Source organism: Nocardia sp. NPDC058666 (assembly GCF_042714895.1).
Classification (GTDB): domain Bacteria; phylum Actinomycetota; class Actinomycetes; order Mycobacteriales; family Mycobacteriaceae; genus Nocardia.
This window is the reverse complement of the sequence record NZ_JBHXRY010000010.1, coordinates 32,769-49,459: the sequence shown is the minus strand read 5'-3', so window position 1 is coordinate 49,459 and position 16,691 is coordinate 32,769. Positions and strand designations below refer to the sequence as shown.

Below are 16,691 nucleotides of genomic sequence, written 5' to 3'. Positions count from 1 at the left end.
CCTGTGCACGAATCCCCCTGTGGATGAATCTGTTAGCGAACCGGTGGATGAGCTGTGAGTACCGGTGGAAACTCCCGTTATCCACAATGTGGTGTGGCTGTGCACAATTCGCGTTGTGCACAGCCCTACAGCGAGCCGGACTGCTTCAGTTCGAGGTACTCGTCGGCCAGCGCCTCTGGCAGCTGATCGGGGGCCGCGGCCACCACCGCCACCCCGCGCCGACGCAGCGATTCCTGCACCACAGCACGCTCGGCCAACACGGTTTCCGCGGCCGCCGCGGAGTACACCGCGGTCCTATCGCCCGCCGCCGCGGCGATTTCCGGGTCGGTGACCGACACGATCAGCACCCGGTGCCGTCGGGTCAAAGTCGGCAGCGCGGGCAGCAGATGTTCGGTGACGGTCGGCCCGTCCAGACTGGTGAACCACACGATCAACGCCCGCCTGCGAACCCGCGAAATCACCGTACGCACAAGGCCGGTCGTATCGGTGTCCAGCAGCTGTGGAGTAACGCCCGCGAGGGTGTGCATAAGTTTCAACGGCAGCTGATTGCCGCCCACGCCACTGACTTCCGCGCGCACCTGTTGGTCATAGGCCAACAGGTCGACGGTGTCGCCCGCCGCGGCAGCCAATCCACCCAGCAGCAGCGCCGCCTCGATCGCACTGTCGAGGCGCGTGCCCTCGCCGACCCGGCCCGCACTGGCCCGCCCGGTATCCACCACCATCAGCATGTGCCTGTTGCGTTCGGGCCGCCACGTGCGCACCAGCACGTCATTCGCCCGCGCGGTGGCCCGCCAGTCGATACTGCGCACGTCATCGCCCGCCACGTACTCGCGGAACGAATCGAACTCGGTGCCCTGCCCGCGCGTATTGGCGACGTTGCGGCCCTCGAGATGGTGCAGCCGCTTCACCTTCGAACGCAGCAGCTTCTCACTGCGGAACGCGGGCAGCGCGCGCACGCGAGCGGGCACATCGATACGGCTCTGTCGGCCCGCCAGTCCGAGCGGTCCGAGCAGCCGCACCGTCACCGGACCCGCGACGCGATCGCCGCGGTAGGTGGGAGTCAGCTTGGTACGCAACCGGATTCGCGTATGCGGCGCCAGGTCCAGGTGATGACCGCGCAGTTCGGCACGCGCACTATCGGGCCATGAATCCCACAACGTGCCGCGTACAGTGCCCGTACCGACATTGGTGACCGCCAACTCCACCTCGGCGCTGCGACCCAACCGCACCACCGTCAACGGCTCGCGGGTCACCGACAACGCATCGGCCCGCGCGGTCAACGCGATGTCGACCAGCAGCACCGTCACCAGCACCGCGCACGCGGCCAGCACACCCACAGCTGTCGGCACCACGAACATCACCACCGCCGCCGCGACCGTGGCGAGCAGCGCGAACCGGCCTGTGACCACCACGTCGCTAGACCGGAACCGGCACCGAGACCAGCAACGACGAGAGCACACCCTCGGTGCTCACCCCGTCCAGCTCCGCCTCCGGCCGCAACTGCAGACGATGCCGAAGCACTGCCATCGCAACGGTTTTCACGTCATCGGGCGTCACATACGCGCGACCGTTGAGCCAGGCGTAGGCGCGCGCGGCGGCCAGCAGCGCGGTCGCGCCACGCGTGGACGCACCGTGCGCGACGGCGGGGGAGGAGCGGGTCGCGCGGCACAGGTCCACGATGTAGGCCAGCACCTCCGGGCTCACCGTCACCTGTCCGACCGCCGCGCGCGCCGCCGCGATGTGCTCGGGCCCGGCCACCGGACGCAGCCCCGCCGCGCCGAGATCGCGCGGGTCGAAGCCGGCGGCGTGCCGCTGCAGGATGCGGAACTCGTCGTCGCGGTCGGGCAGCCTGATATCGACCTTGAACAGGAATCGGTCCAGCTGCGCCTCGGGCAGCGGGTACGTGCCCTCCTGCTCGATCGGGTTCTGGGTGGCGATCACCACGAACGGATCGGGCAGCGGGCGCGGCTGGCCGTCGACCGAAACCTGGCGCTCCTCCATCGACTCCAGCAGCGACGACTGGGTTTTCGGTGGCGTGCGGTTGATCTCGTCGGCCAGCAGCAGGTTGGTGAACACCGGACCCTTGCGGAAGGTGAACTCCGCCGAATGCGGGTCGTAGATCTGCGAACCGGTGACGTCGCCCGGCATCAGATCCGGGGTGAACTGCACCCGCGCGTGCTCGAGGTCCAGCGAGGTCGCCAGCGCCCGCACCAGCAGGGTCTTCGCCACGCCGGGCACACCTTCCAGCAGCACGTGGCCGCGGCACAGCAGTGCCAGCACCAGGTACAGCACGGCCTGATCGTTGCCGACCACCGCCTTGCCGATCTCGGTGCGCAACGCGGCCAGCGCCGCCGCGGCTTCGGTCGCGCTCGGTGGTTTCTGCAGGACTGTGTTGTCGGTCATCCGAGCTCCGTCTCGATCCATTCGAGGTGTGCGGCAATGTAATTCAGCGTCGTCTCGTCGGGCACCTCGCCGAACAGGACAGTGCCGATCTGCGTGGCGGGTACGTCGAGACGTGCCGCCACGGTATTCACGAGCTGATCGTCGGTGAACTCCCGGCCCAGCCGCGGCTTGATCCGCCGCAGCGTCGCCGCCCGCAAGATCCCCGCCACATGCGCCACGTCACCGGACTTGCGGTACAACCCCGCCTGACCAGCGAGCAGTTCGTTGGCGGGCACCTCGACCGGTCGCGGCTCGCCGACCAGCGCCCCCCGTCTGCGCGCCCGCCACCAGATCACCGCGGCGAACGCGAGCAGGAACTGCAGCCCACCGAACGCGAGCCACCCCGGCAGCCGGGTGAAGATCGAGTCTTTGCCGCTCCCGAAGTCGAAGTCGTTATCGGAAGGCGGTTTGTCGGGTGGGTCCGGTGGTGGGGGCAGATCGGGCGGTGTGGGTGCGGTAGGGGCGCCGCAGGACTGCATCGTGGCGTAGAGCAGCAAGGCGATAGCGAGTCCCGCGGCCAGCGCTGCCCAGAATCGCGGGCTGCGCAGAATCGCGGGCAGCGGCGGAAGTGTCTTGCGCTGCTTGGGTTCTCGTTCGACAACCTCGATCTCTTGTGGATCGAGGACGGGAGGTGGCGCGGATTGGGAGTAGCGATCGGCGTACTCGAGCCGACGGTATTCGTCCTCGGTAGCCGCGCGACCGCCGTAGACGACTTCATCGAAACTATGTGCGGCCGGGTGCAATTCGGCCGAATGCTCGGGCGGCAGTGCAGTGGTCGCGTCATCGGCGGTTTCCTGCGCCGTGCGAGAACGACGAACCGGCAAACTGCCGTCCTGCTCGAGCCCACGCAACACCGCACGAAAACGCTCACGCAACGCACGGTCGTAATCCCGTCTGCCAGCAGCACTTTCGGCAGCGGCACGATGCTCGGCAGCGGCACCGAGGCGTGGCTGCGGCGGAATCCCATCGGGCGGATTCGTCATCGCCGACCACCCGGAATCCGGATATCCAAGCCCTCACGCACACACCGTCGACTGATGTAGCAGAGCACGCGACTGTTCGCCTCGACGATCTCACTCACGATCACCACCAGCAGACACCCACCCACCAGCAACGTGATCACGGCCCACCGGTGCGTACCGGAGACATCGGTGAGAAAGAACGGAATCCCGAACGCGGGCACAGCAAGCGCCGCGAAAAGAAGCCGCTGAGTAAGCCACAACCCCGCAGTCGACCAGACCGCCCCGTGCATGAGCTCCTTCGAACGCCCAACGCCCACCCCGAAACCGACCCCCTCGGCAACGATCACCGGTTCGGTGACAAACCGCCGCGCCCGCACATTCGACAGCCAGATCAGCGCAAGCGGATACGTGATGATCAAAATGCTGCCCAACAGCAACACCCCGACCCCGCTGAGCGTGAACATGATCTGCGCCGAAATCAGCGCCCCCGCATGATGACTCGCACCCCGCAACCCATCGAGCACCCCATAACGAACACCTTTGAAATCAGCCAACGCGATCGCGATAGTCGCACCACGCAAAACCAGCCGAACCACCCACACACAGGTAGCAGTCGACAGCACCGCCGCCCACCCCGTCCCCGCATCAGACCCATCGGTGAGATGCGAAACCGTCCCGGTAAACGCAAGAACGACAAGAACCCCCACCACCAGCGCCCCACCGCCGAGCACAGCAAAGGCCCGAAGATGGGCCTGGATCAGCGCGAACGGCTCATCGAGCAACTCGCGAAAACGCAGCGGACGAACCGGCACCGTGGGTGGCGTCGGCGGCAGCGATGAAGACCTGCACGCCGGATCGATTCCCGCCCCGACGGCGCCAACCGTTTCGACGGGGGGACGCACGCGCCGAGTGTAACCAACCCGCCCCACCTAGACCCCGTATGTCTTTTCGTACGGAGGGGCCCGCCCCGATCTGGACTGAGTGGAGGGTGCGACGAAGGAGTACCCGGAGGGAGGGAAGATCGGGGGCCCGAAGGGCCCCGACTCGAGCGCGCCAGCGCTCCAACAAACACAGCAAGGCACACAGCCAAGGACCAGTCTCACCCAGGCAGTCCCTACCGAACCGAAAGCTTCGGCAACGCAACCCGAGTCGTCTTCAACCGCCCCCGCAACGTCACCTCTTCCCCCAAAACCCACTGCGCAGCCTCCCCCGCACCAGCCGCCTCCAACGTCGTGGCCGAACTCAACAACCGCCCCTCATACTGCTTCGACAACTCACAAAGCCGCGCAGCCTCATTCACCGCATCCCCGATCACCGTGAACTCGTACCGGTTGTGCGTCCCCACATTCCCTGCCACCACCCGCCCAGCCGCAACCCCGATCCCCGCATCCAAATCCGAAGCATCCTTCAACCGCCGCTGAATAGCCCGCCCACAAGACAACGCCGACCCCGCCAGATCCTCCAACGGTGCAGGCGTCCCGAACACCGCCAACGCCGCATCTCCTTCGAACTTGTTCAACAACCCCCCATGCCGCTCGACCTCGTCGACGACGATGTCGAAGAACCGGTTCAAAATCCCCACGATCTCCGGTGCGGGCAGTGTCGCCGCCATCGTCGTGGATCCGATGATGTCGATGAACAGCGCCGCGGCCTCGGTTTCGGTGCCGCCGAGTACCGGCTGTGACGCGATGGCCGCCATCGCCACGTCGTGGCCCACGTGCTTGCCGAACAGGTCCTCGATCATGGCTCGTTCGCGCAACCCGTGCACCATCATGTTGAACCCGCTCTGCAGTTCGCCCAGTTCGGTGCCGTCGTAGAGCGGGATCTCGGCGGCGAGGTCACCGTTTTCCACCCGGCGCAGCGCCTGCCGCACACCCTTGATCGGCGCGACCGTGGCGGCGACGACCTGGGCCATGAGGATCAACCCAAACAGCAGCGCCGACCCGCCGAGGCTGAGCATGCAGACCGCGAGTCGGGCCTTGCTCACCGCCGGGTCGGCCAGTGCCCACACCGCAACCGTCATCGACAGCGCGACCGGCACCCCGACCCCGACCAGCCACGACAGCATGGTGCGGCCGAATACGCCGATGCCGCGACGGCGGTGCGGGTCGGCGGCGAGCACGCGCGCGGTGACGGGGCGCAGGGCGAATTCGATGATCAGGTACGAGTTGGCGCACACGACGATGGCGGCGGCGCCGATCGCGAGCACGACCTTGGGGATGAGCGCGGGTTCGAGCACGCCGTAGATCACGGTGAGCACGATCAGCGTCAATGTCCACAGCACCGCCTGCTGCAACACCATCCAGCGCGGCGCCGACACGGTGACGCGCTGTTCGTGCGGCGTCGGCACCTGTTCGGTGTCGGTGGCCCAGCGCATCGATCGCACCCCGGCCACCGTGCCCCACACCGTGCCGACGGCCAGCGCCAGCCCGGCACAGACCGGCGTGATCACGGTGTTGACCAGCAACAATTCCCTGGTGAACACGGTGGGTCCCGGCAGCACGAAGCCGGCGAGCACCACGACCATGGTGATGCCGATGAGGTTGGCGATGATCAGCGGAATGGTGAGCAACAACTGCACTCGAACGCGGCGCGCCATCGACTTCTCGTCGACCGGTCCGAGCAGCGGGGAGCCCCACGGCGCTGATCTCACGCCGGCGGGTCCATCGCGGTTGATCACCCTCGAACTGTAAACCGGTCTACCCGGTACCGGCAGTAGAGTAGCTCAGGTCACTGCCCGCGTCGGGCCGCTATACAAACTGGTAGTCACCGGTTTTGTGATCATCCACCGGGCAGCCGCACGAGAACGCGTCTGCGCAGCTATTCGATGTACAAGTGTTCACTCAGCGCGCGGGCGGCAGCTGACGCGGATCGTTGCCGGGCAGTTCGTCGTGGCGGCCGGGCAGCTCGCCGTGCCCGTGTCCACCGGGCAGTCCATTGCCCTGACCGGCGGGCAGCGCGGAGTAGTTCGGCGCCGACTGGTACTGCCGCGGATCCGGATGGAACCGGCTGGACGGCGCGTCGACCACGTTCGAGGCGATCTGCTGCGCGTACGGCTGCTGCTGGTAGGCGCCGGGCGGCAGGAATCCCTGGACGGGCTGTCCCTGCAGCTGATATCCGGCGGGCACGGCCTGCGGCGCCGAGGAATCCTGCGTATCGACAGTGACCTTGCGAGTGCGCCGCAGCGTGAACGTCACCTCTTCGACCTCCTCGAACGCCTGGCGCGCGGTCCGCATGGGGTGCGTGGCCGAGTCGAAGGCGTTGGCCACGAACGCGGGCACCAGCGGACGAATCCACCGCGCGGCGGTATCGGTGAACGGCACCGTCCCGATGATCGGCAGCTCCAAGCCGCCACTGGGCGCCGGCTGAACAGGGGCCTGCTGCGCGGGCACCAACGCCCCCGAGGTCCCGGTGGGCAGCGCGTGCTGGACGTACCCGGCGGGCAGCTGCGATGTCACGTTCGGCTCCAGAGACACGGAGTCGTCCTTTCGATGCGGCTCGGAGAATCCGAGCTCGAAACCGCCGATCGCGGCGATGATCCTGGTGCGCTGACGTTCTCGATCGATCACGGTATCGGCCTCGATGGCCAATTGTGCGGCGGTGAGCTCGTGTTCGGCGCGCATCGCCGCGGTTTCGGTGCGGACCTCGGCGCGTTTCACCGCGATGGCGGCGTCGGCTTCACGCTGGGCTCGATCCGCGACCTCGGCGGCGTCGACGCGACGGTCCAGGGAGGTTTCCCCGCGCCACCAGCGCAACAGCAGCGGCAGCAGGGCGAGCACGACCCCGGCGACAAGAATGAGCAGTCGCAAAGCGGCGGCACCGGCGTGCGACGAGGTGTAGCTGTTCATGGCCAACCAGCGCGCGCCCAGCCCTCGGTCACCCTCGGCGAACGCGGTGGTCCGCGCGGCGGCCAGGGCCGCGGATTCGGTGCGAACCCGCTGGTCGAGACCCTCGATGCGACTCTGTGAGGTGGCCAGTTGCTTGCGGGCGTCGTCGAGCATGTCGTTGGCGGTCTGCGCTTCGGGACCGCGACCCGGTACGCCGGTGATCCTGGTCTGCGGGCATTCCGGTGTCGGGTTGAACTCGCACCGCGCGATCACCAGCGACCGGTCGATCTCGGCCTGCGACTTGGCGATGCTCAGGTCGAGCGCCCCGCGGTCGGCGGTGGCCAGGTCGAACGAGGTGCGCGCGGCGACCACGGCGGGCGCGTTCTCGGCGTCGGCGTGCGCGCGCACGTCCAGTTCCCGGTCGACGGTGGCGCCCAGCAGCACGGTGGCGGCCAGTTCGGCGACGAACGCCCCGGCCAGCACGCCGACACCGATCCGGGCGGCCATACCGAGCCGATCGTCGTCGGCACCGGGACGCGTGGTGGCCAACGCCCGCCCGAGCGCACCCGCCGCGACCACGACGACCAGCGCGAACAGCACCGCGAGAACCACCCCGCTCGAGGCGGCCAGCAGCGCGGCCATCGCCACCAGTCCCGCGATCACCGCGAACAGCGCTACCGCCGCACCGGTGATCAGATAGCGGCTCTGTTCATGGTTGTAGGCCAGGTCAGCGCCCGTTTCGGGGTCCCTACGCGCGGGCGTGGCGAGCCCGCCGCCCAGCCAGGTGAGTAAGCCGGTCATCAATTCTCCCCGGGTCGAGCTCCACAGGCATGGCGAAACTGTCATGGATTCGTGCTGTCAGCGTGACAGGCCGTCAGGCGACACACCGAGCGTCGAAGCCCTGCTTGTGGTCAGCCTCACAGTGATGTCAACCGGGCATGGTGCGTGCGTCCGACATTTCGGCGACGACCTCGGCGTGTCACACCCGGCGAGCCGAGGCGAACCGCCGCCCGCGCCGAATTTGTGTCCAAGGACACTGCCCAGAGTTAGCCAGTGGTGTGCTGTGGCGCACATTCGACAATACAGACCGTACGGTCGGCCCACTGGCGTGCTCGTCGGGGCCCGTGTCGGGAATATCTCACCGCCCACACCCCTGGTTAGCGGGGATAGCAGGTTTGACCAGGTCAAGGAACGGGAAATCTGCTGCGGTGCAGGTGAGTTGAGCTTTCGGCCTCGGGTCGAAGGCTGATCACAGGCTGCTCGTCGACGGTGTTCGCGCAGGTGAGCGCGGGTTGTTCGGGATCGATCCAGGCCCCGGTCTGCTTTACACTGGACGACGCGCGCGACGATGCAAGCGGCCGTTACAAAGCCCAGCTAGACGGGGTACTTAGCACAACCTTAGTTGGTTGGGTCTGCCGTCTGACTTATCGTTTGCTCTTACGCCGAACGCACCCATGTTCGGCACAACCACCCGATCGAGGGCCGGTGAAACCGGGCCAAGAGTAGCGGGTGAAACCCCGCACAGAGGTAAGGGATGAGTAAGCATCCCGTTACCTCTGAGCACCCCAACTACGTCAACGCCCCGAACCATCATCGCCGCTGGTTTGTGGATCGTACGGACGCAGTCTTGACGGAGGCGAAACGACGAAGGGCCCACGCTCAGCTCGCTGAGTGGCCGACATCGACAGCCGACTTTCTTGAAGGCAGAGGCATGACGCAACTTCCTGGCCACAGGTCACCCGGAGTCACCGGGCTCTACGATCCGGCATTCGAACACGACGCCTGTGGCGTCGCGTTCGTCGCCGACATGCACGGACGGCGCAGTCGAGACATCGTCGACAAGGCCATCACGGCCCTGCTGAACCTGGAGCACCGCGGTGCTGCGGGTGCCGAGCCGAACTCCGGCGACGGCGCGGGCATCCTGCTGCAGCTGCCGGACAAGTTCTTCCGTGCGATCCTCGCCGAAGAAGGCGCCACTTTCGAGTTGCCGCCGGAAGGCTCCTACGCCTCCGGTATCGCCTTCCTGCCGCAGGCCCGTCGCGAAGCCGCGCGTGCCGCCTACGGCGTCGAGAAGATCGTCACCGAAGAGGGTCTGGCCGTTCTCGGCTGGCGCGAGGTCCCCATCGACGAGTCGTCGCTGGGCGCACTGGCGCGCGATGCCATGCCGACCCTGCGGCAGATCTTCATCGGTTCGCCCAAGAACTCCGCCGAGCAGCTGTCGGGCATGGACCTCGAGCGTCGCGCCTACGTGATCCGCAAGCGGATCGAGCACGAGCTCGGCCAGGCCGGTCCCGGTGAGGGCACCGTCGGCAAGGAATCGGTGTACTTCCCGAGCCTGTCCGGCCAGACCTTCATCTACAAGGGCATGTTCACCACGCCGCAGCTGCGCGCGTTCTACCTGGACCTGCACGACGAGCGCGTGGAGTCCGCACTGGGCATCGTGCACTCGCGCTTCTCCACCAACACCTTCCCCTCGTGGCCGCTGGCGCACCCGTTCCGCCGGGTGGCTCACAACGGTGAGATCAACACCGTCACCGGTAACGAGAACTGGATGCGCGCCCGTGAGGCGCTGCTGCGCAGCGATGTGTTCGGCAAGGACGAGGCGGGCAAGAACCGTCTGCAGAAGATCTTCCCGGTCTGCACCCCCGGCGCGTCCGATACCGCGCGTTTCGACGAGGTGCTGGAACTGCTGCACCTGGGCGGTCGCGAGCTGCACCACGCCATCATGATGATGATCCCCGAGGCGTGGGAGCGTAACGAGAACCTCGACCCGCAGCGGCGCGCGTTCTACGAGTACCACTCGATGCTGATGGAGCCGTGGGACGGCCCGGCGGCGGTCTGCTTCTCCGATGGCACCAAGATCGGCGCTGTGCTGGACCGCAACGGTCTGCGCCCGGGTCGTATCTGGGTCACCGAAGACGGCCTGGTCGTGCTGGCCTCCGAGGTCGGCGTCCTCGACATCGACCCCTCCACCGTGGTCCAGAAGATCCGCCTGCAGCCGGGCAAGATGTTCCTGGTCGACACCGAAAAGGGCCGCATCGTCACCGACGAAGAGGTCAAGTCCGAGCTGGCCGCGGCCGAGCCGTACCAGGAGTGGCTGGACCAGGGCGTGAGCCGACTGGCCGACCTGCCCGATCGCCCGCACGTGCACATGTCGCACGACCGCGTGCTGATCCGTCAGCAGATCTTCGGTTACACCACCGAGGACCTGAACCTGCTGATCACGCCGATGGCCAAGACCGGCGGCGAGGCGCTGGGCTCGATGGGTACCGACACCCCGATCGCGGTGCTGTCGAACCGGTCGCGTCTGCTGTTCGACTACTTCTCGCAGCTGTTCGCGCAGGTCACGAACCCGCCGTTGGACGCGATCCGCGAAAAGGTTGTCACCAGCCTCAAGCGCAACCTCGGCCCCGAGGCCGACTTGCTGCACCCTGGCCCTGACTCCTGTCGTCAGATCGCGCTGGAACAGCCCATTCTCGACAACGACGAGCTGGCCAAGCTCGTGCACATCAACGACGACGGCAGCCAGCCGGGCCTGCGCTCGGTGGTCGTGCGCGGTCTGTACCCGGTCGCCGAGGGCGGCGAGGGTCTGCGCAAGGCACTCGAGGCCATCAACACCCAGGTGTCGGCGGCCATCGACGGCGGCGCGCGCATCATCGTGCTGTCCGACCGCGAGTCCAACGAGAAGCTGGCGCCGATCCCGTCGCTGCTGCTGACCTCGTCGGTGCACCACCACCTGGTGCGCGAACGCACCCGCACCATGGTCGGCCTGGTCGTGGAGGCCGGTGACGCCCGCGAGGTGCACCACATGGCCCTGCTGATCGGTTTCGGCGCCGCCGCGATCAACCCGTACATGGCCTTCGAGACCATCGAGGACATGCTCGAGCGCGGTTCGCTGGAGATGCCCGGCTCGACCGGCGACCACACCGCCGACTTCCGCAAGGCGGTCTCGAACTACTGCACCGCGGGCTCCAACGGCGTGCTCAAGGTGATGTCGAAGATGGGCATCTCCACGCTGGCCTCCTACAACGGCGCCCAGCTGTACCAGGTCATCGGCCTGGCGCAGGACCTGGTCGACGAGTACTTCACCGGTCTGCGCTCCCCGCTGGGCGGCATCGGTCTCGACGAGATCGCCGAAGAGGTGGCCATCCGCCACCGCGTGGCGTTCCTGGAGAACCGCAACGAGCGCGCGCACCGCGAGCTCGAGGTCGGTGGCGAGTACCAGTGGCGTCGTGAGGGCGAGTACCACCTGTTCAACCCGGACACGGTGTTCAAGCTGCAGCACGCGACTCGCACCGGTCAGTACTCGATCTTCAAGGAGTACACCAAGCTGGTCGACGATCAGTCCGAGCGCCTCGCCGCGCTGCGTGGGCTGTTCAAGTTCAAGTCGGGTCAGCGCGCGCCGATCTCCATCGACGAGGTCGAGCCCGCGTCCGAGATCGTCAAGCGTTTCTCGACCGGCGCGATGAGCTACGGCTCGATTTCGGCCGAGGCGCACGAGACCCTCGCGATCGCGATGAACCGCATCGGCGCTCGCTCGAACTCCGGTGAGGGTGGCGAAAGCCCCGCCCGCTTCGAGGTCGAGGAGAACGGTGACTGGCGTCGGTCGGCGATCAAGCAGGTCGCGTCGGGTCGCTTCGGCGTCACCGCGCACTACCTGACCAACGCCACCGATATCCAGATCAAGATGGCCCAGGGTGCCAAGCCGGGCGAGGGCGGCCAGCTGCCCGCGCACAAGGTGTACCCGTGGGTCGCCGAGGTGCGGCACTCCACGCCGGGCGTGGGGCTCATTTCCCCGCCGCCGCACCACGACATCTACTCGATCGAGGATCTGGCCCAGCTGATCCACGACCTGAAGAACGCGAACCCGCAGGCTCGGATTCACGTGAAACTTGTCGCGGAGCCGGGTGTCGGCACGGTCGCCACCGGTGTGTCCAAGGCACACGCCGACGTCGTGCTCATCTCGGGCCACGACGGCGGCACCGGTGCCTCGCCGCTGACCTCGCTGAAGCACGCCGGTGGTCCCTGGGAGCTCGGCCTGGCCGAGACCCAGCAGACGCTGCTGCTCAACGGCCTGCGTGACCGCATCGTGGTCCAGGTCGACGGTCAGATGAAGACCGGTCGCGACGTGATGATCGCCGCCCTGCTCGGCGCCGAGGAGTTCGGTTTCGCGACCGCGCCCCTGGTCGTCTCGGGTTGCGTCATGATGCGCGTGTGCCACCTCGACACCTGCCCCGTCGGCATCGCCACCCAGAACCCCGTTCTGCGTGAGCGTTTCACCGGCAAGCCGGAATTCGTCGAGAACTTCATGATGTTCATCGCCGAAGAGGTCCGTGAGCTGCTCGCCGAGCTCGGTTTCCGCACGCTCGACGAGGCCGTCGGCCGCGTCGACCTGCTCGACACCGCCGCCGCCAAGCAGCACTACAAGGCCGCCAAGCTGGACCTGTCGCCGATCCTGGACATGCCGGAAACGGCGTTCATGAACCAGGACACCCGGTGCACCACCACCCAGGACCACGGGCTGGACAAGGCGCTGGACAACGAACTGATCGCGCAGAGCGCCCCGGCGCTCGAGCGTGGCCAGGTCGTGAAGATCGAATCCAAGATCACCAACGTCAACCGCACGGTCGGCACCATGCTCGGCCACGAGGTGACCAAGCTCTACGGTGGCGCGGGCCTGCCCGACGACACCATCGACATCACCTTCACCGGTTCGGCGGGCAACAGCTTCGGCGCGTTCGTCCCGGCCGGCATCACGCTGCGCGTGTTCGGTGACGCGAACGACTACGTCGGCAAGGGTCTGTCGGGTGGCCGCATCGTGGTCCGTCCGTCGACCGACGCACCGGAAAGCTTTGTCGCCGAAGACAACATCATCGCGGGCAACGTGATCATGTTCGGCGCCACCAGCGGTCGCATCCTGATCAACGGTGTCGCGGGCGAACGCTTCGGCGTGCGTAACTCCGGTGCCACCGCGGTCGTGGAGGGTGTGGGCGACCACGCGCTCGAGTACATGACCGGTGGCCGCGTGGTCATCCTCGGTGACACCGGCCGCAACCTCGGTGCCGGCATGTCCGGTGGTGTGGCCTACATCTACGACCCGGAGGGCAAGCTGCCCGGTCGGGTCAACCCGGATCAGGTCGATGCGATCGAGCAGCTGTCCGGTGACGACTTCACCTGGCTGCGCGACATCATCACCACCCACCGTGACGAAACGGGATCGGCTGTGGCCGAACGCATCCTGAGCGACTGGTCCCAGCAGGTGAACCATTTCGTGAAGGTCATGCCCCGCGAATACAAGAAGGTTCTGCTCGCCATCTCCGAGGCCGAAAAGGCCGGCAAGGATGTCGACACCGCGATCATGGAGGCGGCTCGTGGCTGACCCACAAGGTTTTTTGAAGCACACCTCGCGGGAAACCCCGGCCCGTCGTCCGGTCGATCTGCGACTGATGGACTGGAAAGAGGTCTACGAGACCGAGTCCTTCACCAAGCAGACCCTGCAGACCCAGGCCAGCCGTTGCATGGACTGCGGAATTCCCTTCTGCCACCAGGGTTGTCCGCTGGGGAACCTGATTCCCGAGTGGAACGACCTGGTGTACAAGGGTGCGTGGCGCGAAGGCATCGACCGCCTGCACGCCACCAACAACTTCCCGGAGTTCACCGGTCGGTTGTGCCCCGCCCCGTGTGAGGCGTCCTGCGTGCTGGGCATCAACCAGCAGCCGGTCACCATCAAGCAGGTCGAGGTCGAACTCATCGAGAACGCCTTCGACGAAGGCTGGGTCACCCCGGTGTACCCGACCCGCCTGACCGGCAAGAAGATCGCCGTCGTCGGTTCGGGTCCGGCCGGTCTGGCCGCCGCCCAGCAGCTGACTCGCGCCGGTCACACCGTGACCGTGTTCGAGCGCGACGACCGCATCGGCGGCCTGATGCGCTACGGCATCCCGGAATTCAAGATGGAGAAGTCGGTCATCGACCGTCGTCTGGCCCAGATGGAGGCCGAAGGCACCATCTTCAAGACCGGCGTCAATGTCGGTGTCGACATCACCGCCGAGCAGCTGCGTGAGCGTTTCGACGCGATCGTGCTGGCCGGTGGCGCCACCATCGCCCGCGACCTGCCGATCCCCGGGCGTGAGCTCGACGGCATCCACCAGGCGATGGAGTTCCTGCCGCTGTCCAACCGGGTCCAGCTCGGTGACGACATCGCCGACGAAGAAGGCCTGCCCCCGATCCACGCCAAGGGCAAGAAGGTCATCATCATCGGTGGCGGCGACACCGGCGCCGACTGCCTGGGCACCTCGCACCGCCACGGCGCCGAGTCGGTCCACCAGTTCGAGATCATGCCGCGTCCTCCCGAGGAGCGCGCGGGCTCGACCCCGTGGCCGACCTACCCGCTGATGTACCGCGTCGCCTCGGCACACGAGGAGGGCGGTGAACGCCTGTTCTCGGTGAACACCGAGCGTTTCGTGGGCAAGGACGGCAAGGTCACCGGGCTCGAGGCCCACGAGGTCAAGATGTCCAACGGTCGTTTCGAGAAGGTCGAAGGCACCGACTTCACCCTCGAGGCCGACCTGGTCCTGCTCTCCATGGGCTTCGTCGGCCCCCAGAAGCCCGGCCTGCTCACCGACCTCGGCGTCGGCTACGACGGCCGCGGCAACGTCCAGCGCGACAAGAACTGGGCCACCAACATCCCCGGCGTGTTCGTCGCCGGCGACATGGGCCGCGGCCAGTCCCTGATCGTGTGGGCCATCGCCGAAGGCCGCGCCGCCGCCTCGGCAGTCGACAAGTTCCTCGAGGGCGAAACCGCGCTGCCCGCGCCGATCCCCCCGACGGCTGTCGCCCAGCGCTAACCGCTGAACCCGAAGGCGCCCGCGGACTTCCGAGTCCGCGGGCGCTTGTCGTGATGGCACCTTCGAGGGCTACTTTTACCCTCTCAGCGGTAGCATAAAAGTATGGCCGTGGTGGACGAGGCACTGACCGAGCACGTCGCGCGATGTGCTCGTCGCGCCGCGTTGGGCGAGCTCCTCGCGTCCTGGGACAAGGAGCTGGGGCCGATACCGGACGAGGATGCCTCGTACGCACGCTCGGCTTTCGATGAACGGGATGCGGATTCTCGGATGCGAGACGGCGGCTGATCAGTCTAGAACTCTGGCGCCGATCTCCAGTCGTACCTAATCAGGTACCACTCTGGTACTATTAAATGCATGACTACTGCGTTGACCGCCACTGATGCCCGCAAAGGTCTGTTCCCGTTGATCGAGCAGGTCAACCAGGATCACACCGCCATCGAGATCGTGTCCAAGAAGGGCAATGCCGTTCTGATGTCCAAGGAGGACTACGACGCCATGGTGGAGACCGCGTATCTACTGTCGAGCCCGGCCAACGCCGCCCGACTATTACGAAGCCTGGAAGCGACCCGCCGCGGTGAGTATACCGAGCGGGCGCTGGTCGAGTGAAGATCACGTTCACCGAAGACGGCTGGGACGACTACACCCACTGGACAATGACCGACCGGCGGAAGGTGAAGCGGATCAACGAGCTGATCCGCGACATCACCCGCGACCCATACGACGGCATCGGCAAACCTGAACGACTGAAGCACCTCGCCGACAACGCCTGGTCGCGACGCATCGACCAAGAGCATCGCCTGGTCTACGTGGTTATCGACGACACCGTGGTGGTACAGCAAGCCCGGTTCCACTACTGACAGCCGTATCACCTGCGGACCTCGGCTCTCCGGCGTCTTACCTTGTGGCACTTCACAACTGGTTTCGGGCATACGCGCCCCTCTGCTAGCTTCAGCTAGTTCTCGAAGTACTGCGTTCCCGAAAGAAGTGAATATGCGAAAGTTGTTGGAAGCCACGGTCATTGCCGCCATCGCGGCTGTCTTGCTGGCTCCCGTCGCGTCGGCTCTCCCGCCGGCTCCCGCCATCGGCCCACTGGATTTCGGGTCGGCTGGTATGCCGAATGTGGGAAATGGGACACCTTACTTCCCGCCGCTCGACGCTGAGCTGGCGCAAATGGTGGCTCGCCCTGGCGATTACGCGGGTCGGCGGGCAGACGTCTACGGTGAGGTGACGCACGCGTACGTGAACGCCAGCGGGCAGGCAGTGATCGAAGCACGCATCGGCACCGGTTCGGACGCCCGCACCTGGAACGCCGCTGTGACCCTCACCCCCGATGTGGGCGTCAACCTGACAGACATGGCCCGCGGCCAGCGTTTCCGCGCGACCGTCACCAACTCGGGACAGGTCAACAACGACCTCGGATCGACTGGTGCGAGGACCGAGTTCGTGGTGGCGGAAATCGCTCGCATGTGATGAGTAGTCGCTCAATATTTGTCATTCCCCCCACACACGGCGGATCGGCCGTGGAAACCGGACACGTTGCCGGGTACCTGCGGGTTTGCGGGGAATGTGCGTGGGGGTATGAACGGGTATGTGGTGCAACAGGTTCGGTGCCTCGG

12 protein-coding genes are annotated in these 16,691 nt (G+C 66.5%); 6 read left to right on the top strand and 6 right to left on the bottom strand.

The features are described from left to right. Nucleotides 1-125: 125 nt before the first annotated feature. The 6 genes from ACFWVD_RS21015 to ACFWVD_RS20990 all read right to left on the bottom strand — a co-directional run bounded on the left by ACFWVD_RS21015 (nucleotide 126) and on the right by ACFWVD_RS20990 (nucleotide 8,032). Nucleotides 126-1,412, bottom strand: a complete 1,287-nt coding sequence (locus ACFWVD_RS21015) for a DUF58 domain-containing protein (protein WP_379245232.1) — start codon at nucleotides 1,410-1,412, stop codon at nucleotides 126-128. Between the two features lie 4 nt (nucleotides 1,413-1,416). Continuing rightward, on the bottom strand, nucleotides 1,417-2,403 hold the full coding sequence (locus ACFWVD_RS21010) for an AAA family ATPase (protein ID WP_379245230.1): 987 nt from the start codon (nucleotides 2,401-2,403) through the stop codon (nucleotides 1,417-1,419). Continuing rightward, entirely contained in the window at nucleotides 2,400-3,425 is a 1,026-nt protein-coding gene (locus ACFWVD_RS21005) for a DUF4129 domain-containing protein (protein ID WP_379245228.1), read from the bottom strand. Before ACFWVD_RS21005 ends, ACFWVD_RS21010 begins: the two co-directional genes overlap by 4 nt. Further along, complete coding sequence (locus ACFWVD_RS21000) at nucleotides 3,422-4,306, bottom strand: hypothetical protein (RefSeq protein WP_379245226.1); 885 nt, start codon at nucleotides 4,304-4,306, stop codon at nucleotides 3,422-3,424. The genes ACFWVD_RS21005 and ACFWVD_RS21000 overlap by 4 nt, the downstream gene beginning before the upstream one ends. A gap of 212 nt (nucleotides 4,307-4,518) precedes the next feature. Beyond that, complete coding sequence (locus tag ACFWVD_RS20995) at nucleotides 4,519-6,084, bottom strand: adenylate/guanylate cyclase domain-containing protein (protein WP_379245224.1); 1,566 nt, start codon at nucleotides 6,082-6,084, stop codon at nucleotides 4,519-4,521. A 163-nt stretch (nucleotides 6,085-6,247) separates the two neighbouring features. Then, complete coding sequence (locus tag ACFWVD_RS20990) at nucleotides 6,248-8,032, bottom strand: DUF4407 domain-containing protein (protein WP_379245222.1); 1,785 nt, start codon at nucleotides 8,030-8,032, stop codon at nucleotides 6,248-6,250. A 910-nt stretch (nucleotides 8,033-8,942) separates the two neighbouring features. Between ACFWVD_RS20990 and gltB the strand changes: the two genes are divergently transcribed. From gltB to ACFWVD_RS20960, 6 genes are all read left to right on the top strand, one after another. Continuing rightward, entirely contained in the window at nucleotides 8,943-13,610 is a 4,668-nt protein-coding gene (gene gltB / locus ACFWVD_RS20985; protein WP_379245220.1) for a glutamate synthase large subunit, read from the top strand. Beyond that, nucleotides 13,603-15,075 carry a glutamate synthase subunit beta gene (locus ACFWVD_RS20980; protein WP_379245218.1) on the top strand — a complete coding sequence of 491 codons (1,473 nt, stop codon included), beginning with the start codon at nucleotides 13,603-13,605 and terminating at the stop codon, nucleotides 15,073-15,075. The genes gltB and ACFWVD_RS20980 overlap by 8 nt, the downstream gene beginning before the upstream one ends. A 102-nt stretch (nucleotides 15,076-15,177) precedes the next feature. After that, nucleotides 15,178-15,360: a hypothetical protein gene (locus tag ACFWVD_RS20975; protein WP_379245216.1), complete on the top strand. Its 183-nt coding sequence runs from the start codon at nucleotides 15,178-15,180 to the stop codon at nucleotides 15,358-15,360. Between the two features lie 69 nt (nucleotides 15,361-15,429). Beyond that, entirely contained in the window at nucleotides 15,430-15,681 is a 252-nt protein-coding gene (locus ACFWVD_RS20970; protein ID WP_379245214.1) for a type II toxin-antitoxin system Phd/YefM family antitoxin, read from the top strand. After that, entirely contained in the window at nucleotides 15,678-15,932 is a 255-nt protein-coding gene (locus ACFWVD_RS20965; RefSeq protein WP_379245212.1) for a Txe/YoeB family addiction module toxin, read from the top strand. Before ACFWVD_RS20970 ends, ACFWVD_RS20965 begins: the two co-directional genes overlap by 4 nt. A gap of 133 nt (nucleotides 15,933-16,065) precedes the next feature. Continuing rightward, nucleotides 16,066-16,545: a hypothetical protein gene (locus ACFWVD_RS20960; RefSeq protein WP_379245210.1), complete on the top strand. Its 480-nt coding sequence runs from the start codon at nucleotides 16,066-16,068 to the stop codon at nucleotides 16,543-16,545. The last annotated feature ends 146 nt before the right edge of the window (nucleotides 16,546-16,691 follow it).